This is a genomic window from Microbacterium sp. NPDC096154, assembly GCF_040302945.1.
GTDB lineage: Bacteria > Actinomycetota > Actinomycetes > Actinomycetales > Microbacteriaceae > Microbacterium.
The window spans coordinates 490,830-504,479 of the sequence record NZ_JBEOSM010000001.1; the positions used below are offsets into that span (position 1 = coordinate 490,830).

At 69.8% G+C, this 13,650-nt stretch carries 12 protein-coding genes; all 12 read right to left on the bottom strand.

What is annotated here, in order from left to right; translation table 11 throughout:
- Positions 1-86: 86 nt before the first annotated feature.
- Positions 87-683, bottom strand: coding sequence for a 3-isopropylmalate dehydratase small subunit (gene leuD, locus ABTW64_RS02405; protein ID WP_350618773.1), 597 nt, complete (start codon positions 681-683; stop codon positions 87-89).
- A 1-nt stretch (position 684) separates the two neighbouring features.
- Complete coding sequence (gene leuC, locus ABTW64_RS02410; RefSeq protein ID WP_350618775.1) at positions 685-2,172, bottom strand: 3-isopropylmalate dehydratase large subunit; 1,488 nt, start codon at positions 2,170-2,172, stop codon at positions 685-687.
- A 241-nt stretch (positions 2,173-2,413) separates the two neighbouring features.
- Positions 2,414-3,412 carry a TerC/Alx family metal homeostasis membrane protein gene (locus ABTW64_RS02415; RefSeq protein ID WP_350618777.1) on the bottom strand — a complete coding sequence of 333 codons (999 nt, stop codon included), beginning with the start codon at positions 3,410-3,412 and terminating at the stop codon, positions 2,414-2,416.
- A 220-nt stretch (positions 3,413-3,632) separates the two neighbouring features.
- The gene (locus ABTW64_RS02420; protein WP_350618779.1) at positions 3,633-5,267 is read right to left on the bottom strand and encodes an amidohydrolase; all 1,635 of its coding nucleotides are present in this window, start codon (positions 5,265-5,267) and stop codon (positions 3,633-3,635) included.
- Positions 5,264-6,496, bottom strand: coding sequence for an FAD-dependent monooxygenase (locus ABTW64_RS02425; protein WP_350618781.1), 1,233 nt, complete (start codon positions 6,494-6,496; stop codon positions 5,264-5,266). The genes ABTW64_RS02420 and ABTW64_RS02425 overlap by 4 nt, the downstream gene beginning before the upstream one ends.
- A 112-nt stretch (positions 6,497-6,608) precedes the next feature.
- A complete protein-coding gene (locus ABTW64_RS02430; protein WP_350618783.1) occupies positions 6,609-7,703 on the bottom strand; it encodes an ABC transporter ATP-binding protein in 1,095 nt (364 codons plus the stop codon).
- Positions 7,700-8,515: an ABC transporter permease gene (locus ABTW64_RS02435; protein ID WP_350618785.1), complete on the bottom strand. Its 816-nt coding sequence runs from the start codon at positions 8,513-8,515 to the stop codon at positions 7,700-7,702. The genes ABTW64_RS02430 and ABTW64_RS02435 overlap by 4 nt, the downstream gene beginning before the upstream one ends.
- Positions 8,512-9,414: an ABC transporter permease gene (locus tag ABTW64_RS02440; RefSeq protein WP_350618788.1), complete on the bottom strand. Its 903-nt coding sequence runs from the start codon at positions 9,412-9,414 to the stop codon at positions 8,512-8,514. Before ABTW64_RS02440 ends, ABTW64_RS02435 begins: the two co-directional genes overlap by 4 nt.
- 76 nt (positions 9,415-9,490) lie before the next feature.
- Positions 9,491-10,591: an extracellular solute-binding protein gene (locus tag ABTW64_RS02445; RefSeq protein ID WP_350618790.1), complete on the bottom strand. Its 1,101-nt coding sequence runs from the start codon at positions 10,589-10,591 to the stop codon at positions 9,491-9,493.
- Positions 10,592-10,707: 116 nt separating this feature from the next.
- Complete coding sequence (locus ABTW64_RS02450; protein WP_350618792.1) at positions 10,708-11,292, bottom strand: helix-turn-helix domain-containing protein; 585 nt, start codon at positions 11,290-11,292, stop codon at positions 10,708-10,710.
- A 302-nt stretch (positions 11,293-11,594) separates the two neighbouring features.
- Entirely contained in the window at positions 11,595-12,200 is a 606-nt protein-coding gene (locus tag ABTW64_RS02455; RefSeq protein ID WP_350618794.1) for a cupin domain-containing protein, read from the bottom strand.
- Between the two features lie 75 nt (positions 12,201-12,275).
- Positions 12,276-13,650: thiamine pyrophosphate-dependent enzyme (locus ABTW64_RS02460; protein WP_350618796.1), on the bottom strand; the 1,375-nt coding region annotated here is incomplete at its 5' end.

Here is a 13,650-nt window from a genome sequence, read left to right on the forward strand (position 1 = left end):
CGCTTCTGTTCGACGGCGGTGGCCGCGTTCTGATGGAACCGGTCTCCGTCGATGTCAGCCGAGGCCCTCACAGCACCTCGGCAGGCTCACGAGACGGTTGTCGTCCGTGGCCGCCACGCCTCGCGGCGGGCCTCGAACTGCGCGATCCTGTGCTCGTTGCGCAGCGTGAGCCCGATGTCGTCGAGCCCTTCGAGGAGCCGCCACCTAGTGTAATCGTCGATATCGAAAGCGGCCGTGAAGTCCCCCAGAGTGGCGGTTCGCGCTTCCAGGTCGACCGTCATCTGGACGCCGGGCTGGGCGTCGATCGCGGCCCAGAAGCGCTCGACGTCGTCTTCGGAGATGACGCCCGTGACCAGGCCCTGCTTGCCGGAGTTGCCGCGGAAGATGTCCGCGAAACGCGGGCTCAGCACCACCTTGAAGCCGTAGTCGCGCAGCGCCCAGACCGCGTGCTCTCGGCTCGATCCCGTACCGAAGTCGGGGCCCGCGACGAGGATCGACGCGGCTCGGAACGGCTCCTGGTTCAGCACGAACTCGGGGTCCTGCCGCCAGCCGGCGAACAGCGCGTCGTCGAAGCCGGTCTTCGTCACCCGCTTCAGGTACACGGCGGGGATGATCTGGTCGGTGTCGACGTTCGAGCGCTTCAGAGGCGCGGCGACACCCGTGTGGGTCGTGAACTTCTCCATGTCAGGCCTCCACCACGCTCGTCGCCAGCTCGCTCGGCACGTCCTCGAGATCCGATGGGCTCGACAGGGTGCCGCGGACGGCCGTGGCGGCGGCGACCAGCGGCGACACGAGATGCGTGCGTCCGCCCTTGCCCTGGCGTCCCTCGAAGTTGCGGTTGCTCGTCGACGCGCAGCGCTCCCCCGGCGCGAGCTGGTCGGGGTTCATGCCCAGGCACATCGAGCAGCCGGCGAAGCGCCACTCTGCTCCGAACTCCTTGACGATCCTGTCGATGCCCTCGGCCTCGGCCTCCAGCCGCACGCGCGCCGACCCGGGAACCACCATGACGCGCACGCCGTCGGCCTTCCTGCGGCCCAGGATGATCGACGCGAACGCGCGCAGGTCCTCGATGCGGCTGTTGGTGCACGATCCCATGAACACGGCGTCCACGGGGATGTCCTTCATCGGGGTGCCCGGTGCCAGGTCCATGTACTCCAGGGCCCGCTCGGCGGCGGCGCGCTCGTTCGGGTCGGCGATGTCGGCCGGGGTCGGCACGACATCGCTCAGCGACACGCCCTGGCCGGGGTTGGTTCCCCATGTGACGAACGGCTCGAGCTCGTCGGCGTCGATGAACACCTCGGCGTCGAACACGGCCCCCTCGTCGGTCGGCAGCGTGCGCCAGTAGGCGACGGCGTCGTCCCAGTCCCGCCCCTTCGGAGCGTGGTCGCGGCCTTTCAGGTAGGCGAAGGTCGTCTCGTCCGGCGCCACCATGCCGGCCCGGGCGCCGGCCTCGATCGACATGTTGCAGATCGTCATCCGGCCCTCCATCGACAGCGACCGGATGGCGCTGCCGCGGTACTCCAGGACGTAGCCCTGGCCGCCCCCGGTGCCGATCTTCGCGATGACCGCGAGGATGATGTCCTTGGCCGTGACGCCCGGCTTCAGGTCGCCCTCGACCGTGATCGCCATGGTCTTGAACGGCTTCAGCGGCAGCGTCTGCGTGGCCAGCACGTGCTCGACCTCGCTCGTGCCGATGCCGAAGGCCATCGCGCCGAACGCGCCGTGCGTGGAGGTGTGGCTGTCGCCGCACACGACGGTGATGCCCGGCATCGTCAGGCCCAGCTGCGGCCCGACGACGTGCACGATGCCCTGCTCCTTGTCGCCCAGCGAGTGCAGGCGCACGCCGAACTCGGCGGCATTGCGGCGCAGGGTCTCGATCTGCGTGCGACTGGTCAGATCGGCGATCGGCTTGTCGATGTCGACCGTGGGGGTGTTGTGGTCCTCCGTGGCGATCGTCAGATCGAGGCGGCGCACGGGGCGCCCCTCGGCGCGCAGTCCGTCGAACGCCTGCGGGCTCGTGACCTCGTGCACCAGGTGCAGATCGATGTAGATCAGATCGGGCTGGCCGTCCTCGCCCTTGACCACGAGGTGGTCGTCCCAGACCTTCTCGGCCAGGGTGCGCGGTCGCTCGGGGATGATCGTGGGATCGATGGGATTCGTGCTGTCGCTCATGTTGTCTCTTCCAGCGTCGGGATGTCGGCCTGCGACGGACTCCGCGACGGGGAAGGCCTAGAGCGAGGTCCCGTCGCGGCGCAGAAGGAGAAGAAGTCCAGCGAACCGCATGTGGCCAGCGTAGCATCCTGCTCGCGAGGTCACTGTTTCCGGAGCAGAGTGCCCAGACAGAAGCGGCGCGGAGATCTGACTTCTCAGCAGATCTCCGCGCCGCCTGATCATGCTGCGCAGCGGGCGTCGGTCAGCTGCCGACCTCGGCGCGCTTCTTGTCGCGGGCCGACGAGATGAGGCTCGCGATGGTGGCCACGGCCATGGAGGCGATGATCACGCCGAGCGACATCCAGTTGCTGATCTCGGGCGCCCAGTCGATGTGGTGACCGCCGTTGATGAACGGGAGCTCGTTCACGTGCATGGCGTGGAGGAAGAGCTTGACGCCGATGAACGCCAGGATGAACGCCACGCCGTAGTGCAGGTACTTGAGGCGCTCGAGCAGGTCGCCGAGCAGGAAGTAGAGCTGGCGCAGACCCATGAGGGCGAAGATGTTCGCGGTGAACACGATGAACGGGCTCTGCGTGAGGCCGTAGATCGCCGGGATCGAGTCGATCGCGAACATCAGGTCGGTCACGCCGATCGCGACGAACACGAGCAGCATGGGCGTGAAGAACTTCTTGCCGTCGATCACGGTGCGCAGCTTGTTGCCGTCATAGTGATCGCTGATGTCGACGAAGCGGCGCAGGAAGCGCACGATCGCGGTCTCCTCCTTCTTGTCCTCCTCATGCTTCTCGGGCATCGCCTGGCGGATGGCCGTGAAGACGAGGAAGGCGCCGAACAGGTAGAAGATCCACGAGAAGTTCTCGATGAGGGCGGCCCCGAGCAGGATGAACGCGCCGCGCAGCACGAGCGCGATGATGATGCCCACCATGAGCACCTCCTGCTGCAGCTTCCGCGGCACCGCGAACTGGCTCATGATCAGCACGAACACGAACAGGTTGTCGATCGAGAGGCTGTACTCGGTCATCCAGCCGAGCAGGAACTCCTGTGCGGGCGTGGCTCCGGCCACGACCCACATCACGACGGCGAAGATCAGGGCGAGCACCACGTAGAACACGACCCACAGGGTCGACTCGCGGGTCGAGGGGATGTGCGGGCGCTTCAGGATGAGCAGCAGGTCGGCGATCAGGATCGCCGTCAGCAGCACCAGTGATCCGATCTCGAACCACGGGGGCAGGAAGAGGTCCATCAGGGCCTTTCAGGTCCGGCCTCAGGGAGGCGCAACGAGGCGTCGAGAGTCTCTCCCCCGCCGTGGCACGGCGGCGCGCGACCGGGATCCCACCGTCGAGAACCGTGATGACGATCGCGCTGCTTGCGGGATACTCCCTCTCGCACCTCCATCGTAGGCGACCGCAGGCGGCGCATGCCGGAGGGCCGGGAGCGACCGGACCTCCGGCATGGACCGCGCGCTACGGCAGCTCGCCGAACGCCACCGCTCCCCCGATGACGGTGGCGACCGTGCCGATCGTGTCGAGCCTGTCGAGGTCGACCCCGAAGGGGTCGGCGTCGATCACGCTGAAGTCGGCGAGCTTGCCCGGCTCGAGCGAGCCCTTCTCGTCCTCCTGCCCCGTGGCCCACGCGGCGTCCACCGTGAACGCGCGCAGCGCCGCCGCGAGATCCACCTGCTCGCCGGGCGTGATCTCCAGCCCCGAACGATTGCGCAGCAGCACCATGCACTGCATCGTGAACCAGGGGTTGGTGGTGAACGGCTGCGCGCCCGCGGTATCGGAATTGCCAGGGATCACGCCCTGGATGCGGCGCAGCGTGGCCAGCGCGTACTTCGTGGCGCCCTGAGGCTGCCGCCGCGCCGGGTCGTCGGGTTCGGCGAAGACGAAGCCCGGGTTGGGCACTGCGATGCCACCCGCGGCGACGAGACGCTCCAGCCGCCGGGTGCCGGTCGACTCGTTGAAGAAGTGCTCGATGCGCATGCGGAGGTCGAGCTCGGGATGGCGCGCGCGCACCTGCTCGACGGCCGAGACGGCGATCTCCTGCGACAGATCTCCGATCGCGTGCGTCATCACGCGGATGCCGAGGCGCGCCGCCGTGGCCAGCTCGTCCACGAGCGTGGGGTACAGCCGCGTCAGCAGCCCCCAGCGTTCCGCCGGGTCGTGCGCGAGCACGTCCCGCCCGCCGTCGTTCGAGCGGAAGGCGCCGTCACGCCCGCCATCCATGAAGATCTTCAGTCCCTGCACCCACGCACGCGCGCGGGGACGCCGTGTGGCGATCCCGAGCAGCGAGGCGTCGGGCACTCGGTCGACGAGCGCCTGATGCCCGGGCGCCACCGTGTAGTTCAACCCGATGCGCGGTCCCTGGGTCTCGGCGATGTCGCACAGCGCGCCGGCTCCCGCGCGCGACGCCACGATCTCGTGCACGGTCGTCACGCCATGCGACAGGAACAGCGACGCGAGCGTCTCGGCGAGCGCCGGCCGGAGCTCCTCCTCGGCGGGGACCGGGGCGGCCAGCAGATCCCAGCCCTCCTCGATCACCCCGTTGAGGCGGCCGGCATCGTCGCGCTGCAGCCTCATGCCGGGCGCGGGGACGGTCGACTCGTCGACGCCGGAGACGTCGAGGGCCGCCCGATTGACGATGAACTTGTGCATCGACCAGCGCACCGCGACGGGATGCCGCGGCGCGGCGGCATCGAGCTCGTCCAGCGTCGGCAGATCGGCACCGAACGTCGCCTGGTAGATCGCCCAGGTGCCCGGCTCCGTGGCCGCCGCGTGCGCTCGGATGCGACCGAGGATGTCCGCGCGGCTCTCCCCGCGCACGTCGATCCAGAAGTGGCGCGACATCGCGGTCAGCTCGACGTGGGTGTGCGCGTCGATGAAGCCGGGCAGCACGGTGCGCCCTGCCAGGTCCACGACCTGGGCGTCGGCCGCGGCGAGCGCGCGCATCTCCGCGTCGGTGCCGGTGGCGACGATCCGATCGCCGCGCACGAGCATCGCCTCATCGACCCGGCCGGCGCCGGCCTCGCCCTCCAGCGAGGCCGACGCGCCGGCCAGCGTGCGGATCCGGCCCGATCGCAGCAGGATCTCCGCGCTCATCGGACCTCCACGGCCTCCGCGGTCTCCACGGACTCGAGCGGCGCCGCCTCCGTGGAGGCCAGCCGCGCGGCGCGCGCCGCGCGCTCCGCGGGCGTGCCGTTGCCGAGGGGCCCGGGCGCCGGGGTGCCGCCGCGCCAGTAGAACTCCCACCGCTCGCCCAGCACGCGGTGCTTGGAGATCGCGCTGAACAGCGAGCTGCGCAGCGGTGCCAGGGGGCGCGGCCACTTGTAGCTGAGCGCGTCGTACGCGGTGGTGATGCGCTGCACCATGTCGATGCGCGGACGGGCCGTCGTCTCCCACTCCCGCAGCGCCTCGTTGACGTCGTCGGCGTATGCGACGCTCTCGGCCATCTCCCACGCGGCCGCGATCGCGACGCCCGCGCCCTGCCCGAGGTTCGGCGGCTGTGCGTGCGCCGCGTCGCCGACGATCGCGACACGCCCCTTCACCCACGTGTCGCAGTGGACCACCGAGTGGCGATGGTGGATCGACAGTTCGGGCGTCACGGCGTCGAAGTACTCCGCGAGGTGCGGGAAGTGGCGCTTCCAGTACGACTTGTCGAGCGGCACCCGCGTGGCGCGGCGCTCCTTCTCGGGGCCGATGATGAACATGTAGGTGTACTCGTCCGACGCGGGCGCGATGCCCACACGCAGCTGCCCCGACCAGTGTTCGGTGGAGTGTGGCAGCTCGTCCGCCAGGCGCGGCACGAGCACACGCGTCGCTCCGTCGCCGAGGCTGTACTTCATCCGGGCCAGGTCGAGCGAGTCGCGCACGCGCGAGTGCACGCCGTCGGCGCCGACGACCACGTCGCCGCTGACCACCGTGCCGTCGTCGAAGTACAGGGCACCCTTGGCGTCGGCGCCGATCACGCGGCGATTGGTGTGGATCACGGCTCCCAGCTGCTCGGCGCGCTCCCGCAGCAGCCCGTGCAGATCGCTGCGCAGCGTGACGACCAGGCGCTCCTGGCTGACGTCGCGGCTGATCACGAGACGCCCGCTCTCGTCGACGATCCGGGCGGCGTCGATCCGCACGCCGCGGCGCGCGATCTCATCGCTCAGGCCCAGCTCGTCGAGCACCTGGAAGCTGTTCTCCTTGACGTAGATGCCGGCGCCGATCTCGCGCGGCTCGTCGCTGCGCTCGAACACCTCCACGTCCCATCCGTGCATGCGGAACGCCGCCGCGGCCGCGAGGCCGGCGATACCGGCTCCCGCGATGAGTGCTTTCCCGGACATGTGTGCGTCTCTCTCTTTCTCGTTCGAATCTGTCTCGTTGCGAATCTGTCTCGTTGCGAATCTGTCTCGTCGCGAATCTGTCTCGTCGCGAATCTGTCTCGTCGCCGAACGCTCAGTCCGGCATCACGGTGATGTCGGTGGCCGGCACGAACAGGTCGAGCTCGTCGCCGACGCGGTCGACGCAGTCGGCCGACAGGGGTCGCCGGGCGATGACGGTGCCGAGCTGAGGCACCGCGAGCTCGAGCTGCTCGACGTCCCCGAGCAGGTGGCGCTCCTCGACGCGTCCGCGCAGGCGCAGACCCTCGCCGCTGGGCGCGCCCACCCGCACGAGGCCCGGTCGCACCGCGAGGGCCACCGCCCCGCTGTGCTGCGTGGGGCTGGCGAAGCTCTGGCCCAGCGCGTCGACACGGCCGCCGGTCGCGTGTCCGTCGATCACGTTGGCGTCGGAGAAGAACCGCGCCACGAACGAGTTCGGCGGCGTCTGGTACAGCGACATGGCGGTGTCGAGGCCCGCGAACACGCCCTGATCCATGATCGCGACGCGGTCCGAGAGCACCAGCGCCTCCTCCTGGTCGTGAGTGACGTACACGACCGTCGTGCCGGTCTGCCGGTGCACGCGCTTGATCTCGCGCTCCATCTGCAGGCGCAGGCTGCGATCGAGCGCGCCGAGCGGCTCGTCCATCAGCAGGATCTCCGGCTCGTACGCCAGCGCCCGAGCCAGCGCGACGCGCTGCTGCTGACCACCCGACAGCTGCGACGGCTTGCGATGGCGGTGCCCGGCCAGCCCCACCATCTCGAGCATCTCGTCGACGCGGGACGTGAGCGCGGCGCCGCGGACCTTGCGGATGCGCAGCCCGTAGGCGACGTTCTCGGCCACGGTCATGTGCGGGAACAGCGAGTAGTTCTGGAACACCATGCCGAGCCGTCGCTCGGCAGGTGTGAGCGTGAGCAGGTTCACACCGCTCAGGCGCATCTCGCCGCCCGTGGCGTCCTCGAAGCCCGCGATGATCTTCAGCAGCGTGGTCTTGCCGGATCCGGACGGGCCGAGCAGCGTGAGGAACTCGCCCCGTTCGACGTCGAGATCGATGCTCTTGAGCACCTCGACGTCGCCGTACGACTTCGACAGGCCCCGCATGCGCAGTGCGACGCCGGCCTCCTCCATCTCGACGGCCGCGATCGCCGCCGTGGGGGTCAGGGTTGCGTTCACCGGGGTTCCTTTCGCAGAGAGGTGGCGAGCAGCATGATCGCCGTGGTCGCCAGCATGAGCAGCGTGGCGATGGCCGTGATGGCCGGGTCGATCGCGTACTGCACCGAGTCGAAGATGTACTTCGGCAGCGTCACGAGGCCCGCGCCGCCGAGGAAGGTGATGAGCACGGCCTCGTCGAACGACGAGATGAAGCCGAACAGCAGGGCCGCGACGATCGACGGCACGAGCAGCCGCAGGGTGATGCCGAGCCAGGCGCGGCCCCGCGACGCGCCCATCGTCATGGCGGCGAGCTCGAGGTCGGGCTTGAGCTGCTCGAGCGAGGTGGACAGCAGGATGACCACGAGCGGCAGGGCATGCACCGTGTGGGCCAGCACGATGCCGAACTTGCTGCCGAGCAGGTCGAGCTGGGCGAACACGGCGTACAGGCCGACCGCGTACGCGGAGACGGGGATGACCAGCGGCGCGATCGCGATGCCCTCGAGCAGACCGCGGCCGGGCAGCCGGCTGCGCTTGAGAGCGAACACCATCGGCACCGCGATCAGCACCGCCAGCAGCGCCACCCACGACGCGATCTCGAGCGAGAGCAGCAGCGGCCGGTCCCAGTTGCCCGACGTGAAGACGTCGACGTAGCGGTCGAACCCCCAGGTGCGGGGCGGGAACAGCACGCGACTGTCGGCGGCGAAGGACAGCACGGCGATCAGCACGGCGGGAGTGAGCAGGAAGACGACCGAGACGACGACCAGCGCACCGCCGAGGACGCCCGTGGTGCGGTCGAGCGCGCGCTGCGCGCGGTCGGGAGCGGGAAGGCTCACTTGGCACCTCCCAGTCCGCCGCGCAGCGCCTGCCCGCCGACGAGCCGGAGGGTGAGGGCGAGCACCGCGAGAGCGATGACCAGCAGGATGACCGACGACGCCGAGGCGCGCGGGTAGTTGAAGAACGAGTAGATGTCGTCTCCGATCACGGTGGCCATGAAGGGCACCTGCGCGCCGCCCAGCAGCACCGGGGTGACGTAGAAGCCGATGCTGATGGCGAAGACGATCGCGCCGGCGGCGACCATGCCGGGCCGCACCGCGGGAAGCCAGATCTGCCACATCGCCCGGGTGCGCGAGGCGCCCATGACGGACGACGACCGCAGCAGATCCTGGTTGAAGCCGCTCATGGTCGGGAACATCGCCAGCACCGCGTACGGAAGCATCGTGTAGGTCATGCCGATGATCACCGCCAGGTCGGTGTAGAGCAGCTTGAGCGGCTCGTCGATGAGGCCGATCGCCTGCAGGAACGAGTTGATGACGCCGTTGCTGGCGAGCAGGATCGACCAGCCGTACGTCTTGACGACCACGCCCATCCAGAACGGCAGCAGCACCGCTGCCCACAGCAGGGCTTTCACGCGCGGCGAGCGCGCCTTCGACAGGGCCCAGGCCAGGCTGCCTCCCATCAGCAGGCACAGGATCGTGACGACGATCGACATGGTGAGGGTCGACGCGAGCGAGTTGCGGATCGCCGCGGACGAGAACGCCGCGACGTAGTTCGAGATGCCGCCGTCGCCCTCCGTCAGCGAGTCCACGACGAGCTTGACGAGCGGGTAGACGATGAACAGGGCCGCTGCGGCGACCATCGGCAGCACCATCAGCGCTGCGGGCAGGTTGGGCAGTGCGGCGCTCCAGGCCCTGCGCCGCTCGGCGCGGGGAGCGGGGGCTTCCACCGTGGCCATCTGTGCTCCTAGTGGGTGTGGGAAGGGGACGGGGGCACGGGTGCGGAGGCGCGGCCTCCGCACCCGTGGTGGGCGATCAGCCGCGCAGGAACTCCTGCCAGCGGGCGTTGACCTCGTCGAAGTTCTCGACGTACCAGTCGAAGTTCATCGCGGCGAGCTGCTCGCGGTTGGCGGGGAAGTCGGGCAGGGTCTCCGCGATGGCCGGGTCGATGAAGTCGAACGCCTCGGGGTTCGGCACCGAATAGCCGAGCTCGGAGGCCCAGGCCGCCGCGTTCTCGGGGTGGGTCGCGATCCACTCGATGAACTCCCAGGCGGCGTCCTCGTCGCCCGACCCCTCCACGACGTTCATGAAGCCGGGGTTGTAGAGGCCGTCCTCCCAGTTGAGCTGGGTGTTTCCGATCTCCTCGTTCACCGTGTAGGCGCGGCCGGAGTAGAGGACGCCCATGTCGGCCTCCTCGTTGGTCATGACCTGCACGCTCTGGTCGCCGGAGTTCCACCAGACGCCGGTCTCGGCCTTGACCTTCTCGAGCGTCGCGAACGCCGCGTCGAGATCGATCTCGTGCGTGGCGAGATCCTCGATCGGCACTCCGTTCGCGATCTCCGCGAGCGACAGGTTCACGAGCGGCGACGTCGAGATGCTGGTGCGGCTGCCGGGGAACGCCTCGGTGTCGAAGTACTCCTCGGTGTTCGAGGGGCACGCCTCGACCGCCGCCTGGTTGCAGGCGGTGATGTAGCCGAGGATCGACCACGTGATGCCGAAGTCCGTGACGGCGTCCTCGGGAAGCACCTCGAGCAGGCGCTCCTTGACGTCGTCCGGCATCTGGTCGATCATGCCGCGGTCGTACATCACGTACGCGTCGGGGGCCGACGTCGAGTCGAGGATGTCCCACTCCACGTTGTCCGCCGCGATCTGCGACTCGAGCGTGGCGACGAACTTGCCGGGAGCGTCCACGATCTGCACGTCGTACCCGGTCTCCTCGGCGAACGGCTCGGCGAGGTGGGTGCGGGTGGCGGACGTGAACGGGTCGCCCCAGCTGGCGATCGTGAGCGTGACGGCCTCGTCGCCGCCGGCGCCCTCGCCGCCGCTGCCGGACGAGCACGCCGTGGCGGCGAGCATCGAGACGGCGCCGAGCGCGGCGCCGCCGATGCGGGCCGCCTTCTTCCAGGTGCGCTGCATGGGATCCTCCTCAGGTTCCTCAGGTCTTGTGTGTCTGTGTCGGGTACGACTGTCGATCGGGTATGTCGGTGAAACGGGTACGGCGGTGAAACGGGTACGACTGTGGAGCGGGCAGGTCAGGTGGAACGGGAGCCCTCGTCGGAAGGCGGCCCTGCGGGACTGATGACCCACAGGGTGGTCGTGATGCCGGCCGCGGCGTTCGCGAACCGGTGCGGCGTCGCCGCGTCGAAGGTGACCGCGTCGCCCGGGCCGAGCTCGATCGCCTCTCCCCCGAGGTCGAGACTGACGCGCCCTTCCTCCACGAGCACGTGCACGTCGGCCTCGTGGGCGGGGGCGTAGTCTCCGGAGCCCGCAGCACCCTCCGGTTCCAGCACGACGTGGAACACCTCGAAGCTGCCGAAGCCGGCACTCGTCGTGCTCGAGCGTGTGGCGCGGTGCCCGAACGGGACGGCCGGTCGCGTCGCTCCCCGCGTGATCGTGCGGTAGCCGCCGGAGGGGCTGAAGACGTCGTCGAGCCGCACCTCGAGCGCTTCGGCGAGGAGCGCAAGCGAGGAGATGCTCGCCTGCGTGTGCCCGCGCTCGAACTGGCTGATGAAGCTCTCCGACAGACCGGTGCGACCGCTCAGGTCGCGCAGTGTCAGCCGCGCGCCGCGTCGCAGGCGTCGGAGCGTGGCTCCGAGCTCGGCGCTGTCGGTCGTCATGGGCGGCCCATCCTGTGGCGCTTCTGCAGTATCTCTGCAGAATTTCTCAGGACTGTACAGACACACTTCAGGACAATTCAATGGTCGTTTTCGCACGGGCTGGCTGGTCCGGGCGGTTTTATATACTCTGACCGGGTTTTTCTAGCGGACCGAATCCAGAAGGTATTTACCGCGTCGTAACACAACAGACCCGCACTATCTGCAGTAACAGTGAAACGAAATTCAGTGCTACTACAGCTGCACGGACAGCGGGTTCAGACTCCGCGCACGGCTCGGACCCGGGCAGCGCGCGCCGGCGCGCGTCACATATCGCTGTTGGCCGGGGTGATGACCCAGAGCACGGTCGCGGGGGTCGTGCCGTGGTTCTCGAACCGATGCCCTTCCGTGGGCGTGATCAGCAGGGCATCGCCCTTCTCGAGCCGGTAAGTGCGATCGCGCCAGGTGACGCTGAGCTCGCCTTCGAGCACGATGACGCACTCCTCCTCCCCCGCATGCGAGTAGGTCTCGCGCCCGGACGAGCGCCCCGGAGCCACAACGTTGTAGTGGATCTGGAGGTGCTGAGCGGCGGCGGGCGTCAGCATGTAGTCGGCACTGCCGTCGGGGCGGAAGATGCGCCGGCGGTCAGCCACGCGCACCAGCGGCGAATCCTCGCGGCCCTGCTCGTCGCCCTGCTGGAACAGCGCGCCCATCGGCTCGTCCAGGGCCGCGCAGATGCGGCGCAGCGAGGCGACCGAGGGGCTCGCGACCCCGCGCTCGACCTGCGACAGGAAGCTCTCGGAGACCGCCGCCCCCTCGGCCACGGTGCGCAGGGACAGACCCTTCGCGCGCCGCAGCGCGCGCAGGCGACGGCCCAGATCGAGCTCGTGGTCATCCGCGGTCTCGGCGCGTGCCGCTTCGGCGTCCTGCATCGCACGGAGTCTAGCCGGGCGGCCCCGTGGCGGCGCGACGGCGCGGCGGGATGGCCCGCGCCGCCGCGCGGTCTCTCACAGCAGAAGGTGCCAGGGGTCGGGGAACCTGCCGACGGGTACGTGGATGAGCGCCGGCTCGCGCGCGGCGATCGCCGTGCGCAGCGCCGCGCTGAGCTCCTCCGGTGTCGTCGCCCGCGCGGCCTGCACGTGGAACGCCTCCGCCACGCGCACGAAGTCGGGGTTGACCAGCTCCGCCCCGAAGACCCGCCCCTCGAAGAGCGTCTCGAGGTCCCGCGCGACATTGCCGTAGGCGCCGTCGTCGAACACCACCACCACGGCCGGGATCCCGTACTGGTGGGCCGTGGCGAGCTCGGGCAGCGTCCATCCGAAGCCGCCGTCGCCCACGATGGCGACCACAGGCCGATCGGGCCGGCCCACAGCGGCGCCCAGCGCGGCGGCGTACGCATAGCCGAGGTTGCCCTGATAGCCCGGGGCGACGTGGCAGGCCCAGTCACGATGCGGCCATGCGATCGGCGTCACGTAGGCGATCTGCGTGAAGTCCTTCACGAGGATCACGTCGTCGGGCGTGCCCGCGTGGATCGCGTCGAGCCACTCGCGCTGCGGCGCGATGTCGGCCAGCGCGGCGCGGGACACGTCCTTGGCGGCCCGCACGCGGCGCTCCCCGTCGCCTCGGGGACCTCGGGAGCGGGCGCGCCAGGCGGCGACCAGGGCGTCCACGAAGGCGACGCCGTCGGACAGGATGGGCAGGTCGGGCCGTCTGGGCTCTCGCAGGTGGTCCGCATCCGCGTTCACGAGCACGAGCCGGCACTCCTCCGGCAGAGCGAGCTGCTGCCCCGACAGCACGAAGCGGGTCCCCACCCCGATCACGAGGTCCGCCTGCGCCAGCAGCGCGCGACCGTCGAGGGGGTCGGCTGCGAGCGGATGGACCGCGTCCAGCGTGCCGAGACCGTTCTGCGACATCACGATCGGCACCGCGAGGCGTTCGGCCGCGGCCCGGATGGCGGCAGATCCCTCGGGCGAGCGCATGCCGCCGCCGACATACAGCACGGGGGACGTCGCCTCGGCCAGCATCGCGCACACCGCCTCGACGGCGGCGTCCGGCGCGGTGCGCGGCCGGGGTGCGGGCTCAGGGTCGATGTACACCCCGTCGAACGGAGCGAGCATCAGATCGGGGGCGATCTCGAGCGCGACGGGGCGCTGCGGCGCCGCGCGCAGCTGCTGGATCGCGGTGTGCACCAGCAACGGGATCTCCCCCGTCGTGCGCACGGTGCGGCGCCAGCTCGTGAGCCGGTCGAGGAGCTCCGACTGCTCGGGCACATCGTGCAGCACGCCCACGGCCGCACGCCGCACATCCGACTCGATGCGGTCGGCCGCGGGGCATCCGACGATCGTCAGAGCGATCTCCACTCGCACGTCCGTGCCCGCCGCC

Bases quoted from the DNA above. Each gene is read 5' to 3' on its own strand.
- leuD (WP_350618773.1), bottom strand. From the start codon at position 683: ATGGAGAAGTTCACGACCCACACGGGTGTCGCCGCGCCTCTGAAGCGC.
- leuC (WP_350618775.1), bottom strand. From the start codon at position 2,172: ATGAGCGACAGCACGAATCCCATCGATCCCACGATCATCCCCGAGCGA.
- ABTW64_RS02415 (WP_350618777.1), bottom strand. From the start codon at position 3,412: ATGGACCTCTTCCTGCCCCCGTGGTTCGAGATCGGATCACTGGTGCTG.
- ABTW64_RS02420 (WP_350618779.1), bottom strand. From the start codon at position 5,267: ATGAGCGCGGAGATCCTGCTGCGATCGGGCCGGATCCGCACGCTGGCC.
- ABTW64_RS02425 (WP_350618781.1), bottom strand. From the start codon at position 6,496: ATGTCCGGGAAAGCACTCATCGCGGGAGCCGGTATCGCCGGCCTCGCG.
- ABTW64_RS02440 (WP_350618788.1), bottom strand. From the start codon at position 9,414: ATGGCCACGGTGGAAGCCCCCGCTCCCCGCGCCGAGCGGCGCAGGGCC.
- ABTW64_RS02445 (WP_350618790.1), bottom strand. From the start codon at position 10,591: ATGCAGCGCACCTGGAAGAAGGCGGCCCGCATCGGCGGCGCCGCGCTC.
- ABTW64_RS02450 (WP_350618792.1), bottom strand. From the start codon at position 11,292: ATGACGACCGACAGCGCCGAGCTCGGAGCCACGCTCCGACGCCTGCGA.
- ABTW64_RS02455 (WP_350618794.1), bottom strand. From the start codon at position 12,200: ATGCAGGACGCCGAAGCGGCACGCGCCGAGACCGCGGATGACCACGAG.